The 23,299-nt window shown below is 37.7% G+C and carries 15 protein-coding genes, 4 pseudogenes and 1 riboswitch; of the genes and pseudogenes, 10 read left to right on the forward strand and 9 right to left on the reverse strand.

Features of this window, described 5'->3' with window-relative positions; genetic code table 11:
• Positions 1 to 355: 355 nt before the first annotated feature.
• The 5 genes and pseudogenes from ACFIQC_RS07855 (at position 356) to ACFIQC_RS07875 (ending at position 4,084) form a co-directional block, all read left to right on the forward strand.
• A complete protein-coding gene (locus ACFIQC_RS07855) occupies positions 356 to 748 on the forward strand; it encodes a Fur family transcriptional regulator (RefSeq protein WP_375621615.1) in 393 nt (130 codons plus the stop codon).
• Between the two features lie 173 nt (positions 749 to 921).
• Positions 922 to 1,080, forward strand: a pseudogene (locus ACFIQC_RS07860) (HlyD family secretion protein); the annotation flags it as partial.
• Positions 1,077 to 1,220 (forward strand): annotated as a pseudogene (locus tag ACFIQC_RS07865) (transcriptional repressor); the annotation flags it as partial. The pseudogenes ACFIQC_RS07860 and ACFIQC_RS07865, both read left to right, overlap by 4 nt.
• A gap of 173 nt (positions 1,221 to 1,393) precedes the next feature.
• Positions 1,394 to 2,488 (forward strand): HlyD family secretion protein, encoded by a 1,095-nt coding sequence (locus ACFIQC_RS07870; RefSeq protein ID WP_375621614.1) that lies wholly within the window; start codon positions 1,394 to 1,396, stop codon positions 2,486 to 2,488.
• A gap of 24 nt (positions 2,489 to 2,512) precedes the next feature.
• On the forward strand, positions 2,513 to 4,084 hold the full coding sequence (locus tag ACFIQC_RS07875) for a DHA2 family efflux MFS transporter permease subunit (protein WP_375621613.1): 1,572 nt from the start codon (positions 2,513 to 2,515) through the stop codon (positions 4,082 to 4,084).
• Between the two features lie 1,049 nt (positions 4,085 to 5,133).
• Here the strand turns inward: ACFIQC_RS07875 and ACFIQC_RS07880 are convergent.
• From ACFIQC_RS07880 to ACFIQC_RS07890, 3 genes are all read right to left on the reverse strand, one after another.
• On the reverse strand, positions 5,134 to 5,718 hold the full coding sequence (locus ACFIQC_RS07880; RefSeq protein ID WP_375630327.1) for a GNAT family N-acetyltransferase: 585 nt from the start codon (positions 5,716 to 5,718) through the stop codon (positions 5,134 to 5,136).
• A gap of 75 nt (positions 5,719 to 5,793) precedes the next feature.
• Entirely contained in the window at positions 5,794 to 6,927 is a 1,134-nt protein-coding gene (locus tag ACFIQC_RS07885) for a type III PLP-dependent enzyme (RefSeq protein WP_375621611.1), read from the reverse strand.
• Positions 6,928 to 8,611: 1,684 nt separating this feature from the next.
• Entirely contained in the window at positions 8,612 to 9,529 is a 918-nt protein-coding gene (locus tag ACFIQC_RS07890; protein ID WP_375706980.1) for a rhodanese-related sulfurtransferase, read from the reverse strand.
• 114 nt (positions 9,530 to 9,643) lie between these two features.
• Between ACFIQC_RS07890 and eda the strand changes: the two genes are divergently transcribed.
• Positions 9,644 to 10,309, forward strand: coding sequence for a bifunctional 4-hydroxy-2-oxoglutarate aldolase/2-dehydro-3-deoxy-phosphogluconate aldolase (gene eda / locus ACFIQC_RS07895; RefSeq protein WP_375706981.1), 666 nt, complete (start codon positions 9,644 to 9,646; stop codon positions 10,307 to 10,309).
• Here eda and ACFIQC_RS07900 read toward each other — a convergent pair.
• Both ACFIQC_RS07900 and ACFIQC_RS07905 read right to left on the reverse strand, forming a co-directional pair.
• Positions 10,288 to 10,735, reverse strand: a pseudogene (locus ACFIQC_RS07900) (ferredoxin--NADP reductase); the annotation flags it as partial. The gene eda and the pseudogene ACFIQC_RS07900 sit on opposite strands and share 22 nt — an antisense overlap.
• A gap of 18 nt (positions 10,736 to 10,753) precedes the next feature.
• Positions 10,754 to 11,581, reverse strand: coding sequence for a ferredoxin--NADP reductase (locus ACFIQC_RS07905; RefSeq protein WP_375612296.1), 828 nt, complete (start codon positions 11,579 to 11,581; stop codon positions 10,754 to 10,756).
• An 803-nt stretch (positions 11,582 to 12,384) separates the two neighbouring features.
• Between ACFIQC_RS07905 and alr the strand changes: the two genes are divergently transcribed.
• Together alr and ACFIQC_RS07915 are read left to right on the forward strand one after the other, a co-directional pair.
• Positions 12,385 to 13,500: an alanine racemase gene (gene alr, locus ACFIQC_RS07910; protein ID WP_375706982.1), complete on the forward strand. Its 1,116-nt coding sequence runs from the start codon at positions 12,385 to 12,387 to the stop codon at positions 13,498 to 13,500.
• A gap of 719 nt (positions 13,501 to 14,219) precedes the next feature.
• Entirely contained in the window at positions 14,220 to 14,432 is a 213-nt protein-coding gene (locus ACFIQC_RS07915) for a hypothetical protein (RefSeq protein ID WP_375621606.1), read from the forward strand.
• Between the two features lie 593 nt (positions 14,433 to 15,025).
• Here ACFIQC_RS07915 and gcvP read toward each other — a convergent pair.
• The 3 genes from gcvP to gcvT are packed head-to-tail and all read right to left on the reverse strand — an operon-like array spanning position 15,026 to position 19,314.
• Positions 15,026 to 17,821: an aminomethyl-transferring glycine dehydrogenase gene (gcvP, locus tag ACFIQC_RS07920; protein WP_375706983.1), complete on the reverse strand. Its 2,796-nt coding sequence runs from the start codon at positions 17,819 to 17,821 to the stop codon at positions 15,026 to 15,028.
• Between the two features lie 5 nt (positions 17,822 to 17,826).
• Positions 17,827 to 18,195, reverse strand: coding sequence for a glycine cleavage system protein GcvH (gene gcvH, locus ACFIQC_RS07925; RefSeq protein ID WP_375612294.1), 369 nt, complete (start codon positions 18,193 to 18,195; stop codon positions 17,827 to 17,829).
• Positions 18,196 to 18,201: 6 nt separating this feature from the next.
• Positions 18,202 to 19,314, reverse strand: coding sequence for a glycine cleavage system aminomethyltransferase GcvT (gene gcvT, locus ACFIQC_RS07930; RefSeq protein WP_375613638.1), 1,113 nt, complete (start codon positions 19,312 to 19,314; stop codon positions 18,202 to 18,204).
• A gap of 136 nt (positions 19,315 to 19,450) precedes the next feature.
• A riboswitch (glycine riboswitch) is annotated at positions 19,451 to 19,548 on the reverse strand.
• 446 nt (positions 19,549 to 19,994) lie between these two features.
• Here gcvT and ACFIQC_RS07935 point away from each other — a divergent pair.
• Both ACFIQC_RS07935 and ACFIQC_RS07940 read left to right on the forward strand, forming a co-directional pair.
• A complete protein-coding gene (locus tag ACFIQC_RS07935; RefSeq protein ID WP_375610818.1) occupies positions 19,995 to 20,657 on the forward strand; it encodes an LON peptidase substrate-binding domain-containing protein in 663 nt (220 codons plus the stop codon).
• A 13-nt stretch (positions 20,658 to 20,670) separates the two neighbouring features.
• A complete protein-coding gene (locus ACFIQC_RS07940) occupies positions 20,671 to 20,877 on the forward strand; it encodes a Trm112 family protein (protein ID WP_273791466.1) in 207 nt (68 codons plus the stop codon).
• Between the two features lie 2,221 nt (positions 20,878 to 23,098).
• Here the strand turns inward: ACFIQC_RS07940 and ACFIQC_RS07945 are convergent.
• Positions 23,099 to 23,299, reverse strand: a pseudogene (locus ACFIQC_RS07945) (hypothetical protein); the annotation flags it as partial.

Consider the following 23,299-nt stretch of genomic DNA (forward strand, 5'->3'; position numbering starts at 1 on the left):
AGCAGAAACCGCTCTCGTTACTCGTCGTATATAGTACTCTTTCAAGCAAAGAGTCAATATCATTTTTTATTTTTTTTTAAATAAAATAACCCAAACTTTACCAATAAAATATTGAACAAAAAATCCTATTTCAAAACATTAATTGGTAAAATTAAGAAGCGTATAAAAGTTTCTTGCTGGATAGCAGCGGCTTTCAGATTATAATACCCCTCCCCTCACAACGGTTGCAACTTGTCTTACATATCGCAGTGATGTCATGTAAAAGGCTAAAAATAGAGTACATATTCTATAATCACCATTGCATAAATATCTTACACGCTTTATGCTTTTCCATGGGAGCAAAAGGAAGATGTCAATGTCATCTAAACTGACGCGTAACCAAACATTGGTTTTAAATACTTTAAAAAATGCAAAAGGGCCTTTAAGTGCTTATGCGATTCTCAATCACTTACGCGAAGAAGGTTTTCGCGCACCTCTCCAAGTTTATCGTGCGTTAGAAAAACTCGTACAGTTAAAGTGTATTCATCGTCTTGAAAGTGCAAATGCCTTTATGGTCTGTTTACACCCTGAAAACTGTCAACATGAACTTACAACGTTTATAATTTGCGAAAACTGTGGCACAGTCAACGAAATACAAAATCAAACGATTGTATCGAGTTTAAAACAGATGGTTCAAGCTGTTGACTTCCAAGCACATAAAAGCACCCTAGAAGTACGAGGGCTTTGTAAAAAATGCGCAATAAAATAAGACCGCTAACTTGAAAACAAGATCTCTAACTTGCAAGTTTATATATTTAGCATTATGTACCAAGGATCGCCTTATTGTTTGAAAAGCTCTTATCGTCCGTGCATGTATCACCCTACCCTAGAGTGAGAGGCTTATTATACTCGTTAGAACATAAATATTGAAAGTATAAAATCATGTCCGTATCTGAGACAATTTTTTCAACAAAAAATCTCGATAAAATGAAACGAAAAAAAGTAATCAAGGCTCTTCTTATCGTCTTTGCGCTTTTTGTACTTTGGTTTAGTTATAAGTGGACGACGCAATGGTGTTATATGCTGTCCACTGAAGATGCCTAAACTGTGGCACAGTCAACAAAATACAAAATCAAACGATTGTATCAAGTTTAAAACAGATGGTTCAAGCTGTTGACTTCCAAGCACATAAAAGCACCTTAGAAGTACGAGGGCTTTGTAAAAAATGCGCAATAAAATAAGACCGCTAACTTGAAAACAAGATCTCTAACTTGCAAGTTTATATATTTAGCATTATGTACCAAGGATCGCCTTATTGTTTGAAAAGCTCTTATCGTCCGTGCATGTATCACCCTACCCTAGAGTGAGAGGCTTATTATACTCGTTAGAACATAAATATTGAAAGTATAAAATCATGTCCGTATCTGAGACAATTTTTTCAACCAAAAATTTCAATAAAACGAAACGAAAAAAAGTAATCAAGGCTCTTCTTATTGTCTTTGCACTTTTTGTGCTTTGGTTTAGCTACAAATGGATAACGCAATGGCGTTATATGCTATCCACTGAAGATGCCTATGTGCAAGGAGATATAGCCGCTATTGCGACTAAATTAAATGGATATATTGAAAAAATTGCCATTAAAGCCAACCAAGTTGTAAAAAAGGACGATGTTTTATTTTACTTAGACAATGGTGATTATCAAATAGCCTTGAATCAAACAGAAGCGCATCTTGACACACAGAAAAAAACACTTCTACGCATTGATGCACAAATCACAGCCGCTCATAGTGCTTTAGATGATGCAAAAGCGCAAAAAGCAGCCGCTTCAGCCATAGCAACCAATGCACAACTCACCTTAAAACGTGTAACAGAACTGAAAGCCAATCGTTATGCCCCTCAATCTGATGTTGATGATGCCAAATCAGCTTATGAACAAGCTATCGCAAATGTTAACCGTGCAGATGCACAAATCGCTGCAGCACGCGCCAATATTCGAGTGCTAGAAGCACAACGAAGTGAAACAGAAAGCCAAACAAAGAGTTTAGAACTTTCGCGTGAAAAAGCACAACGTGACCTTGATTCAACCATTATACGCGCGCCATTTGATGGAATCATAGGAAATTTAACAGCAAAAACGGGAGATTTTGTTGTAAATGGCCAACGTCTTGCAGCGTTAGTCCCCATCCATGCACTTTATATTGAAGCAAACTATAAAGAAACACAGTTGCAAAATATTCATGCGGGACAAAAGGCTTATATTTCTGTTGATGCCTTCAAAAAGGAGGGCTTTACAGGAACAGTGCTTTCTATTTCACCGGCAACAGGTGCTGTTTTTTCTCTTCTTCCTCCACAAAACGCTACCGGTAACTTTACAAAGATTGTCCAACGCATTCCTGTACGTATTTCTATTCCAGAAGAAGTCTTAAAGACCGGACATATCCGAGCAGGAATGAGTGTTTCAGTAGAAGTTGATACACGTACAAAACCACAAGATAAAAGTCTCTTATAATAACAAGCAAATGACCTCATTATTATGACATCTTCAATACCAAAGCCCATACAGTCTCAAGAGCGCATAGAAATCCGTAGCATTGTGATTTTCATAGTTATGGCCTTTGGCATGTTCATGGCCATTTTGGATATACAAATCGTTGCCTCCTCTTTAGCCGAAGTTCAAGCTGGTCTTTCTGCGAGCTCTGAAGAAATTTCATGGGTTCAAACCTCCTATCTCATCGCTGAAGTCATCATGTTGCCCCTTTCTGGATTCTTAGGAAGATTGCTTTCAACACGTGTTTTCTTCACCATATCAGCGATCGGGTTTACGATTACTTCTGTTCTTTGTGCAACAGCAACATCTATTGGAGAGATGATTATCTACCGTGCATTGCAAGGTTTTATTGGTGGAGGAATTATCCCAAGCGTTTTTGTCGCCTCTTATGTTCTTTTTCCTCCTTCCAAACGCCCAATTGTTACCCCTATTGTTGGACTAGTCGCAACATTAGCCCCCACTATTGGTCCAACGGTCGGAGGTTATCTTTGTCATATCTTATCATGGCACTGGCTTTTTCTCATTAATGTGCCTTTTGGGATTATTATTTCAATTCTCGCTTGGAAGTTGATTGATTTTGATAAAGCAAATCCATCTCTCATGGCTAAATTTGACTGGTTGGGGCTCATTTCTATGGCTGTTTTTCTAGGAACTTTAGAGTATGTACTAGAAGAAGGCGCACGTCATGATTGGCTGAATGATAGGCTGGTTCGGAATTTATTTATTATCATGATTCTTGCTGCCGCCTTGTTCTTCTGGCGTGCTTTTACAGCAAAAGAACCCATTGTAGATCTCTCTACTTTTTCTAATTTTAATTTTTCAGCTGCATCCATTTTTTCCTTTTCACTGGGTATAGGTCTTTATGGACTCACGTACCTTTATCCTGTCTATTTGAGCCAAATCCGCCATTACGATGCCCTTATGATTGGAGAAACATTGTTTCTTTCAGGATTCGTCATGTTATTAACGGCTCCCCTTGCAGGATTCCTTTCAGCACGAATGGATGCACGTGTAATGATGGCAATAGGACTTTTTGGTTTTGCAATAGGCACTTGGATGGCAAGCACTATCACAGATAAGTGGGATTTTTGGCAGCTTTTTTGGCCGCAAGTTTTCCGTGGTGCTTCTGTAATGTTATGTATGGTTCCTATTAATAATATTGCATTGGGAACACTCCCACCAGAACGAATGCAAAATGCTTCTGGACTCTTTAATCTCACACGGAATCTAGGTGGTGCTGTGGGACTTGCCATTATCAGCACGCTCATGACAAAACGCACGGACTTCCATTATGAACGAATAGCCGAAACCCTTAACCACGCAAACAGACAAGCAACTGAAATGCTTTCAAAGCTTATTTTATTATTCAAAACAGAAACCTTTGATTCCTATACCCTAGCTCTTTCTCAATTGTTTAATATGGTACGCATACAAGCAATGATTATGGCTTTTAGTGATATTTTCTTTATCATAACCATCATCTTTGGTGTTTTGACATTTATGACCATGTTTCTCAAAAAAATACCACCTCTCATGGATTCACCACCAAATCACTAAGCTTAATTACAATTGAGAAATATTTTTTATCCTTATCACTTTCCTCGCTTCTTATGCACTTTATCTTTTCTCAAGAGACAGTATAAATAAATACGTGATTCTAAATGATTCTTCTGATAAAAATTCTTTTCAATGCGGGCTCTTTACGCACTTTTAAAATAACGTCTCGCATACAAAAATTGTTTTAGATGATAGGTAAACAACGATCTTACCTAACGCGCTCCACACTATAAAGATAAAGCAGCTATTTCTATAAGATTTTTGATTTATCACCATAGGGCACAAACGATTAAAAGATTCTTTGCCCTTTACTCTTTTGAGTCTTACAAGAATATTCATAAAAGATTTATGATTCTTGTGATTTTTATTCACACACCTATTTCCCTTATAATGTGTAGAGCAACGTTTTTTGATTCTGAATGCAAAATTTTACATGAAAAAATCATTTTGTATTTGATCCTCTCATGCCAATTGCAAAACGATTTACCTTTATAGCAAAAAAGTAATGATATATTTTTTTTCAACAAAGCTGCTCATGTAATTTTATTTTTTTTACACTCTTTTAAAAAAGCTAGTATTTATAATTTTGATTCTACTGCTGCATATTTTTCTTTTTCAACAAGCGCTAAAATTGTATAAAATTTCTCAAAATATCTCTCTATTGAATCAATCAAAACCATTCCCTTGCACATAAAAAGCAAAGAAAAAAACTGTTTAAGAAAAAAGTAAAATATCCAACCGTTTCGATGCAAGATCTACCAACAATATTGGAAACTGGAAAACTGTATGATGATACTGGCTTTGAAAGAATACAAAACCACTCAAAAATCCGGTTCCTTTAATACTATAAAATAGGACGCTATTTCAAAAAATGAGCTTAAAATATATTCTTACTCACTGAACTGAAATCATCAAAAATAAGAAACCAGCCATATAATAAAATCGCAATACAACTCCCCAAAAACTTTGTACCGCTAAATACTTTGGCTCTAGCCAAAACAGTATGCTCTCCTCAATGCCAGCTGTTAAAAAACAAATAAACACTATCTTCAAGCCACTTTATGATGCTGAAAACGATTTGAAACTTCTCGTTCTCCACTAGGAACCAAAGTGCCATAACACCCAGAAAGATAATGTGGTATCAGTTCCAACGCTTGAAAGCGATGCTTTTCGTAAGGACCAGGCATTGCCAAATTTTCTGTTAAACTATTTGAAAAGCCAAAACGTTGATAAAATTCAAAATCCCCTACCAGCAAAATGGCGCCATATCCCAATTTTTTTGCTGTTTCAATTGCATGGCGGACTAAAATTGATCCTATTCCCATACCAGCACATTCAGACGCAACAGCCAAGGGGCCTAAAAGTAAAGCATGTTGTGTTTCATTTTTTCCTTTAGAAAAAGAAACATGCCAAAGACGGACACTTCCCACAAGCTCTCCAAGCACATTTTTAACCACAAAAGAGAGCCCTTGAGCAGCTAACCGTCCACGACGTAAAGCCTCTGATGATTTACGTTTACGTCCATACCCCATCGTTGAATCAAGCAAAATTTCTCGATAAGGCTTATCGGCTTCTTGCTCCAATAAAAGTGTAAAACATGCCCCATCTTTTGTTTGAAAGTTCATCATGTTCATCTCTATAACCGCCCTCTTATAGCGCCATGACGAGCATAGCAAAAAGTCTAAAAAAACTATAGTTAAAAGGAAACCTCAGATTACATATGATCGTAAAGGCTCAAAACCATTAAAAGCAACCGATGCGTAAGTTGTCGTGTAAGCACCCGTTCCATGAATCAATATTTCATCTCCTATCGTTAGGGATAGAGGAAGCGGATAAGGTGTTTTTTCATAGAGAACATCTGCCGAATCGCATGTTGGTCCAGCCAAAATACAAGGCTCCATTACCTTATCATCATGAGGTGTCTCAATAGGATAACGAATGGCTTCATCCATAGTCTCAGCAAGACCATTAAATTTTCCAATATCAAGATAAACCCATCGTACATTATCATTATCAGCTTTTTTAGATATTAGAACAACTTCTGTACGAATAACACCAGCATTGCCAACCATCGCACGTCCTGGCTCAATAATCGTCTCAGGGATACGATTACCAAAATGCTTTTTCAATGAATCAAAAACTGCTGTACCATAAGCTTGTTCTGTAGGGACATCTTTCAAATAACGGGTTGGAAAACCGCCGCCCATATTCACCAATTTCAGTGAAATGCCTTCTTGTTCCAAGCGCTTAAAAACTGTAGAAGCATCCGATAAAGCACGATCCCACGCACTCAAATCAACCTGCTGAGATCCAACATGAAAAGAAACACCATAGGCTTGCAAACCCAATTGGTGTGCGCGTCTTAGAACATCAACCGCCATTTCTGGAACGCAACCGAATTTGCGTGACAATGGCCACTCTGCACCTTTTCCATCGGTAAGAACACGGCAAAAAACACGCACTCCTGGAGCAACACGCGCAATTTTTTCCACTTCTTCCACACAATCAACGGCATAAAGTGAAACTCCCAATGCATATGCTCGTGCAATATCACGCTCTTTTTTAATCGTATTTCCAAAAGAAATACGCTCTGGCGTTGCACCTGCTTTTAAAGCCATTTCAATTTCTGCAACAGAAGCCGCATCAAAAGAAGATCCTAAAGAACTTAGCAAACGCAAGATTTCAGGAGCTGGATTTGCCTTTATTGCGTAAAAAATACGAGACTGCGGCAGAGCTTTTTCAAAATTTAAATAGTTGTCACGAACAACATCAAGGTCAACAATTAAGCATGGACCTTCAGAACGATGTGTTGCAAGAAAATCGCGAATACGTTGCGTTGCCATCTGCAATTCTCCTTGAGGGAAAGCTCCCCCACTCTATGCTTGGACAGCCAAAGCTGCCAAAAGCTAAAGGACAAAAAACACACAACAACTATCCCCATTCTGATTACAAAAAATCAGAAATTAGCATTGCATGCAGCGAAAGAACAGCGCGAAGCCGCGTTATTCTATTTTATCTGCCTTTTTGATTGGAGTTGAGAAAACCACTTCCGCACTGAAGGCAATGAGGTGTGCCTCTATAGTTATCCCAGCATTTAAAAACTGGAAGACACCAGAAAGGCCCGCACCGTCGTTGCTTCAAGATGTCCTCATTCTTGCAATTGGCTGTAAGAATGACTGGAGCGGTTAGTTCCAGGTACCGTACCGGTTAATCTCACCATTTGAGAACCAGCGGACACCCACAGGCACGTGCGACTTTGGGCAAGGCATCCTATAAAACGAATTCTTTCTCATTTCAATCATTTTTTTAATTTTAAACATTTTTTAATTCTTAAAGATAAAATGATGCGAAAAAACAACACTCTCCCCAGACAAAGCCATCCATCCGCTTTCATGAGATCACACCCCTTACATTATCCGTGCAACATAAATCACTGTCTTGCGTTTAAAGCCCCTCGTTTCTTGACCCTATTCTATCTCCTAATAGCCGCAGCAGAAAATAAGGCAAAATAAATTACTCAAGACATTAATTTATAATGATAATTTATTATTGTACCCTTAAACAAAAATCCCATTATAAAATCCTCTTATTTCAACCCTCTTACAATGAATCAATTAAAATCATTCTTTTGCGCATCACAAATAAAAAACAATTGAAAAAAGGAGTACCTCTTATATATCCTCTCAAATGCAAAGATGACCAACATTGAAGACTGAGGATAGTAACGACTGAAGCACCATAGTCTTTAAAGATAACGTGTCCTTCCCCCAACAAAACACCATTATCTTTCTCATTTACATCCTAAAAAACATCCCTACTTCCACATTCATTTCACAGCATCGCTTAAGCAAAATATCATGAAGAATTCCCCGTATAATATAGCTTGTATGATATAGATCAACTACATCTCACCCTCTTTATACTTATGAAATTAAAAACAAACGCTCCCATTCTGTCTGCCAACTCCCAATATTGCAGAAACTCCTACATTGAAATGTTTCATAACACCTTATCTAAAATGATTTTTGTCCACACGTTGCTCCCATTTGCAACGTACAAGTGAATGAATTTTACGCGATTCGTTCTCATCTAATCTGAAAGCAACAAAGTTCACAATATTGAACTCTTTTATTCAAATGAATAATAAATTATCATTATAAATTAATGTATTATATTAAATTCTGAAATCATAAACTCCTATTATCATTTTATTTTTCCACCTAGCATCTGCTTTTTAATCACATCTTATTCATACGCTTTTCTCTTAAACTATAATCTCCCTCCTCTGCGCTGTTGGTGAACGGCTTTTCTATTTTAAAATGAAAAGTATCTGAAAACTCAATCCTATAAAGTCAAAGAGAGCGAACAATCTATAATGACTATTTATAAGTCAAATAATTTAACATAAACAAAAAGACCGAATAATATCCGGTCTTATAAAATATTTTTCTACCAATATTAAAAAACTCTTCTCTCTTAAATTTAAGAGAAAAACGCTACAACTTAAAACTCTACACTGCGATATCCTTATGTCCCTTGATGAGAATCAATTGCACGCAACTTCAACAATTGAAATTGCCTATGGCGCTCACGAAAGCGCTCTCTATCGGCTTCACTACGCGTGTTATAACAAGCATCACAGGAAACACCTTCCTCATAATGAGGCGATAGTTTGCTTTCAGCATTAAGAGGAGAACGACACGCGCGACATAATTCGCGTCCACATTCTTCAAGACCATGTTGAACAGAAACACGCTCATCAAAAACAAAACACTCACCCCACCATAAACTTTTCTCTTTTGGAATTTTTTCTAAATATTTTAGAATACCTCCTTTTAGATGGTAGACTTGCTCATAACCAAGATCACGAACATAAGCTGTTGATTTTTCACACCGAATACCACCTGTACAAAACATGGCAATTTTCTTTTTTTTCTTTAACTCAGCCTCATGTTTACGCACCCATTCAGGAAATTCGCGAAATGTTTTAATCCGCGGATCAATCGCTCCTTGAAAACTCCCTATCGCATATTCATAATCATTACGCGTATCGATCAAAATTGTCTCTTCATCTTGAATAAGAGCATTCCAATCTTCAGGGTCCACATAAGTACCAACAACTTTTAGCGGATCAACCCCTTCAACCCCCATTGTCACAATCTCTTTTTTCAACCGCACTTTCATGCGATGAAAAGGCATTTTTGATGCCCATGAATATTTAATCTCCGGCGTTTGAAACGCTGGCTCAGCCGTAATAAAGTCCACCAATGCCTCAATTGCCGCACAAGAACCAGCAACTGTTCCATTAATTCCCTCTTGTGCTAAAAGCAGAGTGCCTTTGATATCCTTTGCTTGACATAAATCCTGCAAAGGTTTTTGTAATTGATGATAATGCTTCAAATCTGCAAAGCAATAAAGTGCAGCAACTTTAAAATTCTTTTCCATGTGTTTTGCCATAACGCGCGTTTCATTCAATTTCAAGATTTATTCATGTACTCTTTAACATATTGTGCTTAATCAAACGATACAAATAATATCATCTCCAAGAAGAAAAATATCATGTGCCAAAAAAGAGAAAAGCTTTTATTATATCTCCAAGGACAAACTGTTATACCTATTTTACTCATTGACAATCTACAAAGTGCTGTACCCTTAACACGCGCTCTTGTCAAAGGTGGATTAAAAACAATTGAGATCACCTTGCGAACACCAAATGCCCTCAAAGCAATTCAGAAAATTACACAAGAAGTCCCTGAAGCAATTGTTGGAGCCGGCACAATTCTCAACACAACACATTACGAAAAAGCCGAACAAGCTGGAGCCAAGTTTATTGTAAGCCCCGGATTATCCAATGAACTAATCAATTGTGCAAAAAATAGTGAAATTCCCCTTCTTCCCGGTGCAATGACCCCAAGTGAACTCATGCAAGCATTAAACAAAGGCTATTCATATCTTAAATTTTTCCCTGCTGAAGCTGCTGGGGGTATTTCCTTCATCGAAGCTTTAGCATCTCCCTTCTCTGACATCCGGTTTTGCCCAACAGGCGGTATTACACAAAAAAGTGCAACACAATGGCTCCAACTGCCCAATGTCTTCTGCGTTGGAGGTTCTTGGATAGCGCCCCAAAAACTCATTGCAATAAGTGATTGGGATTCGATTACTGCATTAGCATATACCGCATCACAACTTCCCTCTCCCTCGAAAAAAGCTCTTTCTACAATATAATGTAATGTGCAAGAATATCAGTCCCTTCAACAAGACCAAAGCTTTCACACATCCTTGCGCAATCTTTTAACACTGTCATAAAACCATAAATCATCACCCGATCTTCATTAGGATGAATTTTGCGAGTTCTATTGTTTCAAAGCCGCTTGTTTCAAAAAAATCTCCACTCTCCATAACAGTCGTAATACACCCTATATGCTCAGAAAGCTCACAAGTAGTCATAGGATAAAATTTCAGCTGTTGTGCATACTCTCCAATGAGTGGATCTTATTGCAAAGAGGAAACAAGATCTTTTGCACAAATTAACCCATTCTTTTCGCACGTTATTTAAATAAGAACAACTTCTGAAAATTTTTCATAAATATCAGGCTCACGAATAAAGCTTGCAAAAGGAAAAACCCCGTACTGGTTTGAAAGAAGATAAAGCATCAACTTTCCCACTCATTACTCCACAAAAGCGCGCTCTACAACATAAGTAGCAGGAGCATTATTGGCCCCTTCAACAAGACCAAAGCTTTCACACATCCTTGCGCAATCTTTTAACATAGCCATGGAACCACAAATCATCACCCGATCTTCATCAGGATGAATTTTAGGAAGTCCTGTTGTTTCAAAAAAGTCCCCACTTTCCATCACAGTTGTAATACGACCCATATGCTCAGAAGCTTCACGAGTAGTCATAGGATAAAATCTCAACTGTTGTGCATACTCTCCAATGAGTGGATCTTGTTGCAAAGAGGAAACAAGATCTTTTGCATAAATTAACTCATTTTTTTCGCGCGTTGTTTGAATAAGGACAACTTCTGCAAATTTTTCATAAGTTTCAGGATCACGAATAAGGCTTGCAAAAGGAGCAATCCCCGTCCCAGTTGAAAGAAGATAAAGACGTTTTCCAGGAATAAGAGCATCAAGCACCAGCGTTCCTGTAGATTTTTTACGCATGAGAACTGTATCACCAATTTTAATTTTTTGGAGATGCTCGGTTAAAGGTCCCCCTGGAACTTTTATCGAAAAAAACTCAAGCTGTTCATCCCAAAAGGGACTTGCAATCGAATAAGCGCGATAAATCGGCTTTTCTGCATTTGGCAAACCGATCATAACAAACTCACCCGAACGAAAACGAAAACTTTCCGGACGATTCAGACGGAATTTAAATAACCGATCTGTATAGTGACAAACCTCTTGGACAGTAAGGGCGAACACATTCTCAGGAATCGGAAAATTTGCAACGCTGCTGATGCTTGACGGAACATTGGTAGCAGACGTATTCATACTCTTCCCCATATCTTTATTGAACGTTAAATTTCGAATCCTTGACGTGATATAGTACTTGCACAACCATCTGCCAACAATTTTCTCAACACAAAAGCCTCAAGGTTAACACTTTTATGTCAAAATTAAATAAATGAGTCTAGTGCACTCTATAAACGATAAAATTGATTTCACTAAAAACCAATCAAAGACTAGAAAGTAAATACTGGATACCCAATCCATCTTGAAAACAAATAATATCCAAATCAACGAGTTTTCTAAATCAACAGTTTTAATGTATCAAAAAGTGTTTACACACTGTTTTCCATTCAATAAAAATAATTTTAAGTGCATGAGACGACATCCAAAATTGCACAGATGAGTGATCTTCCCCCTCATGGTAGAAAACTTGTAATACATTGACTTAACGTGGTTAATTTAATCATTTTACCTTCTCTAAATAAGAAGCCAATGCAATATTTAATCACAACAATCACACCAGCAATAACAGTCTAACATTGCACTCTTCAAAATGATACAATACAATAAGCTATGTTTATTTTTTATATGCCTAAACGAGGGAAAATAAGTAAAAAAGTCTATGTTTTACAAATCATTAGAAGATACCATGTTGATAACAACACAAATAAAACTAAACTATCTCTTATATCCAGAGTACCATTTTACATAAAAAACGACTTTAATGGCAGCATAGGCTTCTTATGATTTTGACCGTAGCAAACAGTATCTTTCATCTCTCATAAGCAACCTCTATAAAACAACCAAAAAACTCCGTATTTCACGAACACAGATAAGCTTTTAAAATGAACAATTCCGTTAATGATGAAATAAATACATCACTCTATACAGCTGTCGCAACCATCGATGTCAGTGCCATTGTTGCCAATTATATCACTTTAGCCAAACGTGTAGCTCCAACACAATGTTCAGCAGTTGTAAAAGCAAATGCCTATGGATTAGGAGCTCACAAAATTGCTCCTGCCCTTTATCAAGCTGGTTGTCGCACTTTTTTTGTCGCCCAAATCAGAGAAGCACTCCAATTAAAAAGCATTTTACCATCAAATGTCACAATTGCCATTCTGAATGGACTTCCACACTTAGCAGAAGAGTTTGTCGCACAATCTGGTATTGTTCCTGTTCTAAACTCTTGGAATGCCATTGAAAATTGGCAAAAAATTTGTCAAAAAAAAGATAAAAAATTTCCAGCAATGGTTCAAATCGATACCCATATGAACCGATTAGGACTAGATCAAAAAGAATTACAAAAACTCATCAAACACCCTACAATTTTCGAAAAAGCAGAAATAAAATATATTCTTAGTCATCTTTCTAACGGAGAAGATGATACCCACCCATCAAATTATGCCCAATTGACTTCTTTCAAAACGATCCTTGCGCAATTGCCTGCTTGCAAAGTTTCCTTTGCCAATTCTGGAGGTATCTTTCTAGGATCAGATTTTTATTTTGATCTTGTTCGTCCAGGCATTGCACTTTACGGAGTTGATCCGCGGGGAAAACACCCGTCACCTTTGAAACCTGTTTTAAAACTTGAAGCCCAAGTCATTCAAAGCCGCGTTGTTGATATAGGAGCACCTGTTGGTTATGCAGAAAGCTTTATAACCAACAGACCAAGCACTCTTGCAACCATTTCTATAGGCTACGCAGACGGCTGGCTCCGTACTCTTTCGAATAAAGGAACTATTTATTTCAACGGGCACAAACTTCCCATGGTTGGGCGAGTTTCTATGGATTCCATTATTGTAGATACGACCGATCTTGAACAAAAACCTCAAACTGGTGACTGGGTAGAACTCATTGGTCCCCATCAAACACTTGAAAAAGTATCTATAGATGCCGATACCCTTCCCAATGAAATTCTAACATCTCTTGGCTCCCGCTATAAATACATTTACACATAAAAACTCTTTAAAAAAATAAATTGATAAAAATCATCATTTTAGAAAATTGAGGGGCTTTTACAAAAGATTTTACAACAATCAACCACATAGAATGGTCATAGATACCGTACATTCACAGAAATCTCAAAACAGACAAGTTGATGGACTGTTTTATGGAAGTAGCTTTCACCTAAAATACAAAAACTTAGCCTTTCCCCATAAATTGACAAAAAAGAATCTACTACAAAGTTTTTAAAATTAATTTCCCAATTAAAATCATTCGCTTGCATACCACAAGCTGGACTATGTGTAGATAAAAATGATTTAAGAAAAGAATAATTCCTCTTATGAACCATAGTGCCAAGAGCTATAACATTAGGCGCTGGCAAAGTGTATAATAGTGCCGGCTTACTCCGTTATGAAGCGTAAAGATTGGGGGATCAATGGATTTACCCTTACACCATTCACAAGCGCCGTCACGAAATGGGATAGGAGCGAAATATCTCTTTAAAACAAACATGTGAATTAACAACCCAAGTATATTCTTTTTGGAGCGTTCTGTTTTACATGAGGATCATTCCCCCACTAAAGAACACAATAAATAAAAGTATGGAGCAATATGTAATCCCCATTATTAAAAAAATATTGCTTTAAATGCTTTTGAAAGCCGCAAAGCTGAATGAAGAGGAGATGACAAACTGAGGATTGATTTTCACCTTTATAGCTTTACATTTTCCAAAATGAGATTGTCTTCCAGTTTCAAAGGTTACGTCAACAGAAATACGCAATCCCCCGCCCTCATCAGACAGACAGCAGGAACTACTCATAAAGCTCTTTTTTTCTCAATCTCTGACTCAAAACATGTCGCTGCGTTAAGTTTGGATGTTGATTTACAGGTAACAGCGAAAGAACACGGGCTCTTAGGAAAACAGCGCCGTAAAGTCACAAACTGACTTGCAATGAAGTGGAAAGATGTGCCGGCTTTTTATAAGATACCTTGTAAAAAACACCCATAATACATTTGACTTTGCGTTTTCTCATTCTAACAGGTGTTTTTACATATTTTTGCGTCATATTTACAAAAAGCAGATTAAAGAGAAATATTTAGACAATTCTTGACTCGAAAAGATGCAACAACAGAGTTTCGCGTGTCTTTATCATCAAAAACACTAAAATTGATTTTATTCTTCTACAACCAGTCGTCGTCACCTTAGTGAGAAGGAGTATGTCACAACACATGCAACAGACGGGATCCTATCCTCATAGGTTTTCACTCTCGTTTACATGAATTAGCTAGCTAGACCGATGCCGACTAGTCACTAAAACCATGTCATACGGTAGAAAGCAAAGGAGAGCATGCCTATTGCCGACAAAATACAGCTTTTTGTCGACTTTTTCGATTTTGCTCATGTTATAAAAAACAATGCAAAATTCTAGAAAATAGACAAATAATTCCATAGTAACATGATCAACAAGTACAAACCCACACAAAATGTGTGGGCTTTTTTGTTTATGCAAATAAACAAATTAAATACATATTTGTTATTTAATAGGTATTTCCCAATGGCGGACACGAACAAATGAGCATTCTGTCTCCCGCAACATTATCAATACGCGATACAGGAGGCCAATATTTATTGGCTGGATCAAGAGAACTGTTGGGAAAAGCAGCTTCTTGTCGCGAATAGGGTCGTGCCCAAGCATCATCTAAAGTATCTGCCACTGTATGAGGGGCATTCACCAATGGATTATTGTCTTTTGGCCAAACCCCGCTACCAACTTTTTTCGCTTCTTCAGCAATAGAGAGTAAAGCATCACAAAAACGATCAATCTCTGCTTTTGGTTCAGATTCCGTTGGCTCAATCATTAAAGTTCCCGGAACAGGGAACGACATCGTGGGCGCATGGAATCCATAATCAATGAGACGTTTTGCAATATCATCAACACTCACCCCATACTGCTCTTTCAACACGCGTGTATCCACAATACATTCGTGCGCAACACGTCCATGCTTGCCCCGATAAAGAATGGAATAAGCAGCTGAAAGACGTGCAGCAATATAATTGGCATTTAAAATGGCTATTTGTGTTGCATATTTTAAGCCATCAGCCCCCATCATTCGAATATACATCCATGTAATTGCAAGAATAGACGCACTTCCATAAGGAGCAGCAGAAACCGCATGTGTTGTCCCATCCTGTTCATGACCTGGTAAGAATGGTTTGAGATGCACAGCAACTCCAATTGGTCCCATACCAGGACCACCACCACCATGAGGAATAGCAAATGTTTTATGAAGATTCATATGACAAACATCAGCGCCAATATCCGCAGGACGAGCAAGCCCCACAAGGGCATTGAGATTAGCACCATCAAAATAAACTTGTCCGCCATTTTCATGAATAATAGAACAAATTTCCTTAATGCTTTCCTCGTAAACACCATGGGTTGAAGGATAAGTAATCATGAGAGCGGCCAATTTATCTTTATGCAATTGCGCTTTCATCTTGAGATCGTCTACATCAACATCACCATCGCTTAAACATTTTACCACAACGACTTCCATCCCTGCCATATGGGCCGAGGCTGGATTTGTACCATGCGCAGATGCAGGAATAAGACAAACTGTACGTTGATGTTTTCCCCGTGATTGGTAATATCGTCGGATAGCCAAAAGCCCAGCATATTCACCTTGAGCACCAGAATTTGGCTGAAAAGAAACTTGCGCAAATCCTGTAATTTCACACAACCACGCATTTAACTGGTTGATCATCTCCAAATAACCCGCTGCATCCTCTAGTGAAACAAAGGGATGTATATTGGCCATGCTAGCCCAACTTACAGGCATCAATTCAGCAGCTGCATTAAGCTTCATTGTACAAGAACCAAGAGGGATCATAGCGCGATCCAGCGCCAAATCCTTATCCGCTAAACGACGCAAAAAGCGCATCATATCTGTCTCTGAATGAACCGCATGAAAAAAAGGCTGAGAAAGAAAAGCAGCATCCCGTTTTTTTCCAAAGAGTCGTGGAGAAACCTGATCGCCTAATTTTGCCCCAAAAAGCTGCGCTAAAGCACCAGCATCTTCTTCTGTTGATAATTCATCAAAATTGATTGCAATAGTGTCATCATCGAGAACACGAATAAGGCGCCCACCTATTTTGGCTTGATGCGCAATTTCTCGTGCTTTTCCCTTAACAGAAATACTCACACAATCAAAAAAGCTTTTCCCTTCAACATGAACCCCTGCGGCTTCTAAACCAGCAACAAAACGACATGTTAAATGATGAATTCGCTGCGCAATTTCTTGTAAGCCTTTTGGCCCATGCCAAACAGCATAAGCGGTTGCCATATTAGCCAACAAAGCCTGCGCTGTACAAATATTTGACGTCGCTTTATCGCGCCGAATATGTTGTTCACGTGTTTGCAAAGCTAAACGAAAACCAACGCGTCCTTTGGTATCCACGGATTGACCAACAATACGCCCTGGAATAAGACGCGTTAACGCATCACTCACGGCAAGGTAACCAGCATGTGGACCACCAAATCCCATCGGAACGCCATAACGCTGCATAGTGCCAACAACGATATCTGCCCCCCATTGAGAAGGTGGCTCCTGAAGAGTAAGCGCTAAAGGATCAGCTACAACGATAACTAAAGCTCCCTTTTCCTTTGCCTCTTTTATGATCTCACTGTAATCATGAAAAGAGCCTTTTGTATCTGGCCAAGACAAAACAATTGCCGCTGTATCAGGATCAATTTCGCCATTTTGGCTAATCTGAATCCCTTGTGTTTCAGCACGCGTTTGCGCAACACTCAAAGTCTGAGGATGTAAAAGACTCTGAAGAGAAATTTTTGTTTTTTTCTCACGGAAAAAGCGAACAGCAAGGGCATTGGCTTCAGCTAAAGCAGTTGCTTCATCAAGAAGGGAAGCAGCAGAAACAGGCAAACCTGTTAGTTCACTAACCAATGTCTGAAAATAAAATAAAAGCTCTAAACGACCTTGGCTAATTTCTGCTTGATAAGGCGTATAAGCAGTATACCAAGCAGGATTTTCAAACAGATTTCGTAAAATAACCGGAGGCACATAAGTTCCATGATATCCTTGCCCAATAAAACTTTTGTGCACATGGTTACGCTCCATCATCTTGGAGAGTTCTTCCAAGGCTTGTCCTTCACTAGCAGCCTCTGGAAGATTCAGTGAACGTCCCAAATGGATAGAGTGTGGAACAGCTTGAGAAATAAGTGTCTCAACACAATCAAGCTCTAAAACATCAAGCATTTTTTGTGTTTCATCAGGACGCAGCCCAATATGTCGAGAAGAAAAAGAACGCTCGATCATGGTACTCATCCAATCAAAGCCTTATAAGCATCTTTATCTAACAACCCCTCCAGTTGTGTCTCATCCTGCAATGTCATTTTCCATAACCAGCCTTCTGTTTCGGGTTTCTGGTTTACCAGTTCAGGATTATCAGCCAAGGCTTCATTTATTTCGACCACTTCACCATCAAGAGGAGCATAAACATCTGAAGCCGCCTTCACTGATTCCACAACAGCCGCCGCCTCTCCTTTGGAAAGTTTTGTTCCACTTTGTGGTAAATCAACAAAAACCAAATCCCCTAATTGCTCTTGCGCATAATGCGTAACCCCAACAGTCACCACCTGCCCTTCAACGCTAAGCCATTCATGGTCATGTGTAAAATAAGTTTTAGACATAAAAAATCATCCTTTAAAATAACGTTGTTCAACAAAGGGAAGAGAATGAACTGATAATACAATCTTTTTGCCTCGCAGTTCTGTAAAGACTTGTGTCCCTTCAACTTTAAAATCAACAGGAACGTAACCCATCGCGACAGGACCATCAAAAGAAGGACCAAAACCACCTGATGTTACAATGCCAATCTCATTACCTTGATCATCAAGAAGCACCGCACCGGCACGAATAGGTTGACGCGTTTGCGGTTTTAATCCAACACGACAACGAGCCGGTCCTTTTTGCAGTGCTTCAAGAAAAGCCTTCGCACCATAAAATTGTGCTTTTTCTCGAACACTTTTAGGAACAGCCCATATTAGAGCCGCATCAATAGGTGTCGTATCAGGGGTAATATCATTTCCATGCAAACACAGCCCCGCTTCCAACCGCAAGCTATCGCGTGCGGCAAGCCCAATCCACTCAACACGAGAATCACTCAGCAATTTTTCAGCCAACATATGCGCATGCCCTATAGGCAAAGCAATTTCAAAACCATCCTCTCCCGTATAACCAGAACGCGTTATAAACCAATCCTGTTGTGGTTCGAATCCTTGCATAAAGAACAATTCATTCCCTGGTAAATCGGCATCAGCAAGAACAGCTGCCGCTTCAGGACCTTGAAGCGCAAGCAATACCCTTTCAAGGGCAATCACTTGACATTCAAAATCAACCGCACGCTTTTCCAATTCTAAAAAATCAGCCTGTGCATTCCCAGCATTGGCGACCAACATAAAACGACCCTCTTCCAAACGGGTAATAATAAGATCATCAAGAATACCAGCCTGCTCATTAAGCAAATAATTATACCGTGAATGCCCAATCTTTAAAGCTGCTGCATCAATGGGAAAAGCATAGGACAAAAATTCCACAGCTTGTGCCCCTTCAACCGCAATCAATTTCATATGAGAAATATCAAAAAGTCCTGCATGTGCACGCGTATGAAGATGCTCTTTTAAAACGCCAAGAGGATAAGTTAAAGGCATGTTCCAACCCGCAAAAGCACCAAATTTTGCTCCTGCTTTTTCATGCAAATCATATAAAGGAAGTGTTTTTAAAAAAGATGTTTCTTGTGCTGTGCCCATAATAACTCCAAAGCTGCGCTAACGCCCATAGAATATGGTCGTCTCTGCCCCCTCTGTCATCAACCTGAGAGACTCGCGAAAAGATTTTTCGCTTACACCTTCGGCGCGGGTTCTCCCGACTTTCCAGATCTGCCTTCTTCCTTTTACGGTCCTTAAAGCCTGAGAGATTATGGGCTATTTCCCCTTCGGCGGCAATGCGAAAATTTGCAATTTGCACTCTCCCGCAAAAGAATGAAAGAAACGATAACGCTCTTTCCAGCATATTTAAACCTATAGCCTATCTTCATCACACTGTCATTAGTAAAGTGATGAAAATGTTCTCATTTTAAAACTTGCATAAGCTCCTTCAAAAGATTTATAATAGTGTCCTTTTGAACCTTACAAAAATTGCAAGCAACACATTTTAGGAAATTTAAGACAAAAATCAAAAGCTATAAACAAAAACACCTCTTGAAAATCATGCAAAACGTCACACACTAAAAAGATCGCAAAGCAATACTCTTTCGCGCGCAGTTCAACCTTAAAAATAGGGTTTCATATTCTTTTTGAGAATAAGGACTTCAAATATTTTATAAGTATGATTTTAATGCACAAGAAGTAGGTTTTCTGCTTTCTCAATAGTGTCATAAATAGCGACTATTTACAGACTAAAACTACCGAACAAAGGTGACAAAATACTCATGAAAGCTGGTAATATCTCTTACAATTGCGAAAATGATCTTCCAAAGCAAATTGCTCTTTTTCCTTTAGAAGGTGCACTCTTACTACCCGGTGGTTTTTTATCACTCAATATTTTTGAACCAGAATCACTTGAAATGATTGAAAATGTTATGGTAACTGATCGTCTATTGGGCATTATTCAACCACTTTCATCGGATACAGATCGCTTCTCTACACAACTTTATAAAACAGGCTGTATAGGGCGTATTACAAACTACAGTGAAACAGGAAACGGACAACTGTTCATTATCTTACAAGGTGTTTGCCGCTTCACTTTAGAACAAGAATTGAAAAACACAAAATCCTATCGAACAGCTCTCATCCAATCAAACATAAAAGACTTGCAAGAATTTGATATTGAAGAAAGCATTAACCGAGAGAACTTACTCGACGTTGTAGAAAAATATCTAACCATACATGAAATGGAATATAATTGGAGCAGCATCATAGAAGCCCCTACACCTATATTGGTTAATGCTTTTTCAGCTCTTATCCCCTTTACACCAGCAGAAAAACAAGCTCTCCTTGAAGCTCCAGATATTGAAAGCCGTGCCCAAACTCTTCTTGCATTAACAGAACGCTCGCTCATGAAACAAACAGGAACAGATTACCGCTTAAACTAATGAATGTCCAAACATGAAAAAAATGACCACAGATCCAAAAATGCTCGAATTGCTCGTCTGCCCAATGACGAAAGGTACTCTCTCTTTCAACCGAAAAACACAAGAGCTCATTTCTCTCAAAGCCAAACTTGCCTACCCTATTCGTGATGGCGTTCCCATTATGCTTGCCTCAGAAGCGCGCCCTTTGCAAAACAATGAAGAAATAACGCATAAAAAATAAAAAACCCTCATGCAATTTTCCTCTACAAGCCCACTGTTATCAAGTCTCTATCAATATGATATCTCAATATTTACGATTTCTGAAAAAAGAATTTTACAATAAAGATATTTATATCGCTTTACACCTTGTAACAAAAGCCAAAAATATCATCAGATTCTCTCATTCCAGCCTGTTCATACTGAAGCAATCAAAACCATTCGCTTGCACCACACAAGCATCTGAATAAAAATGGCTCTTATGAACTTCTTAAAAGCAAGAATTATAATAACATTTTGAACCAACTCAGGTAAATGAAATTTATTATATTAAACATAAAGATTGTTATATTTCATGGACTTTAATTTATACTATTTACGAACAACATATTTGAGATACCTCGATTTAAGATGAATAAAAACGACAAGTTATATCATCTTATGTATACCATATCGGGACAAGAGTATTTATCTGTTTGCGTAATCTTTGAAACGGAGAAGCAACCTAATTTGGGGGAAAAAACATAAAATCGTAAAGGAGAAAATCACCCCATTACCTTACCATCACCCTTTAATTTCGCTTTACAATTTTTAAAATTATCTAAAGTATCTCAAGCAATATTTTTATGTATAATATACGTATTGATTACATGAAAACTTGAAAAAACAAACAAGAAACACTGTTGTAATTTCAATTGACGATTGAAAGTAATTGCCTTATGAAGAAGGCTTGTGTTTTTGGTCGTATACGCGACGATCAATAGGGCCTGGAAGCCCGAAACCGAGCATAAAGATTAGCCCGCTTTTGCGGATATCCCGGAATTTCCGGGGGCTCTTGTTATGTCCAAGTGCTTTCAGCACTAAAAGCAAGGGGCTGACTCGGTTTCAGCACTTCCAGACCCCGGAAACGCTTATTCCATAAAAATATAATAAATTCAGTGTGTTATATGCAATTATTTTATATGAATCCACTTAAGAATCCACACTTTTATGCATGATCCATTTGACCCTTTTTTATATAAGATTGCCATGTATGAATAGACCATAAAAAGCAAGTCATGATACAAATATTATAACGCATGTGTGCATTCAAATGAAATGAAAAGCAGATATCATTTATAACAGTTTATAAATTTTATGACACGTTTTTATCACAGCACAAATCACATTGTTTAAAAATTTAGTCGTTTGGAATTATCGATTATACGTTTAAAGAATGGTATGAGTTTTGCTCTTTTTTGAGCGAAACCTTCAATCGAATAATCGTTTGAAACTGTCATAAGCTTATAGGTTTAATTTATAAAGATTGCATAAAAGGATTTAAATACAAGATCACTTTTAAAGCGCTTTCTAAAAGTTTAGAAAATGATAGGTAATCAGCATAAATATAATATCATGACTCTAGAATGAAAATCACAATGTTATGTTTTATGAAAGAGAAAGCTTTTTAATGATATAACGCAAGCAAGAAAACTTCAAAACCATTGTAATCTCACATGGATTTTTACTCAATTTTGAGTCAAAAGCTGTAATGTTTAAAGAATGCTTTATTCTAAGATAATGTCTCCAAAAATGGACCGGCTAATATTTAAAGAAATTAGGTTTTATGAAAAGTACAAATACGCTTATGAAAACCTCTTTAAATGCACGTTTAAACGTTTGAAACATAAAATGAGATCTTCATAAGAAACGTTAAAACTTTTTTATTACAGTTATAACTTAGTTATCATTTGCTCTTAAGAACGTTTCATTTATGAAAAACGAAGATCTAGATTTCACAGCAGAGCAAAATCTTAAAAACCTTACACTTTATAAAAGCGTTTGTTTATTTATCTTATGAAAAGCTGCTTTGTAAAAACCAATGCTCGTAAATGTAAAAAACGTTTTGTTATAAGATATTCACTTAATATGCATGTTCTTTTGATTGGATTGTTAAAGCTACCGAGCGTTTATAGGCTCTCTTATTCAAATGAGTGATTAAAGATCATACGCACCATTTACGTTTCTTTTGATAAGTTTTCATATCTCTCATAGAGCGCTTGCAATATGATACGTTTTGTATATATGCATTCATTACTCCATTGTGGATGATTCATTTTAATCAATAAGAAACGCTATTTGAAAGCCGCGTCATATCATTTGACACGGCTTTTTTTATGTTACTCTCTCTTTTATGATATGTTTATAGCAATGCATTTTATATGCGTTTATACACCATAAAGAAAGCACGCCCCCCACGCCGTTCTTTATTCTGTTTTATCAGTTATATTGACAACATTATCCCTTTCATACACCTCACAATTTTTTGGAACCAACCTTACTTTGCTTTTTTTATTGATTTTTGCATTGCCATAAGCACGCCCCCAGATCGTTGCACAATATGAGATTTTAGCATTGCCATAAACAGAGCCATAAATCTCACAAGAGCCACTCACACAAGCATTTCC

The sequence above is a fragment of the Bartonella sp. AA126HLJHH genome, from assembly GCF_042197425.1.
Lineage (GTDB): Bacteria > Pseudomonadota > Alphaproteobacteria > Rhizobiales > Rhizobiaceae > Bartonella.

Bases quoted from the DNA above. Each gene is read 5' to 3' on its own strand.
- ACFIQC_RS07855 (WP_375621615.1), top strand. From the start codon at position 356: ATGTCATCTAAACTGACGCGTAACCAAACATTGGTTTTAAATACTTTA.
- ACFIQC_RS07870 (WP_375621614.1), top strand. From the start codon at position 1,394: ATGTCCGTATCTGAGACAATTTTTTCAACCAAAAATTTCAATAAAACG.
- ACFIQC_RS07875 (WP_375621613.1), top strand. From the start codon at position 2,513: ATGACATCTTCAATACCAAAGCCCATACAGTCTCAAGAGCGCATAGAA.
- ACFIQC_RS07880 (WP_375630327.1), bottom strand. From the start codon at position 5,718: ATGAACATGATGAACTTTCAAACAAAAGATGGGGCATGTTTTACACTT.
- ACFIQC_RS07885 (WP_375621611.1), bottom strand. From the start codon at position 6,927: ATGGCAACGCAACGTATTCGCGATTTTCTTGCAACACATCGTTCTGAA.
- ACFIQC_RS07890 (WP_375706980.1), bottom strand. From the start codon at position 9,529: ATGGAAAAGAATTTTAAAGTTGCTGCACTTTATTGCTTTGCAGATTTG.
- eda (WP_375706981.1), top strand. From the start codon at position 9,644: ATGTGCCAAAAAAGAGAAAAGCTTTTATTATATCTCCAAGGACAAACT.
- ACFIQC_RS07905 (WP_375612296.1), bottom strand. From the start codon at position 11,581: ATGAATACGTCTGCTACCAATGTTCCGTCAAGCATCAGCAGCGTTGCA.
- alr (WP_375706982.1), top strand. From the start codon at position 12,385: ATGAACAATTCCGTTAATGATGAAATAAATACATCACTCTATACAGCT.
- ACFIQC_RS07915 (WP_375621606.1), top strand. From the start codon at position 14,220: ATGAGATTGTCTTCCAGTTTCAAAGGTTACGTCAACAGAAATACGCAA.
- gcvP (WP_375706983.1), bottom strand. From the start codon at position 17,821: ATGATCGAGCGTTCTTTTTCTTCTCGACATATTGGGCTGCGTCCTGAT.
- gcvH (WP_375612294.1), bottom strand. From the start codon at position 18,195: ATGTCTAAAACTTATTTTACACATGACCATGAATGGCTTAGCGTTGAA.
- gcvT (WP_375613638.1), bottom strand. From the start codon at position 19,314: ATGGGCACAGCACAAGAAACATCTTTTTTAAAAACACTTCCTTTATAT.
- ACFIQC_RS07935 (WP_375610818.1), top strand. From the start codon at position 19,995: ATGAAAGCTGGTAATATCTCTTACAATTGCGAAAATGATCTTCCAAAG.
- ACFIQC_RS07940 (WP_273791466.1), top strand. From the start codon at position 20,671: ATGAAAAAAATGACCACAGATCCAAAAATGCTCGAATTGCTCGTCTGC.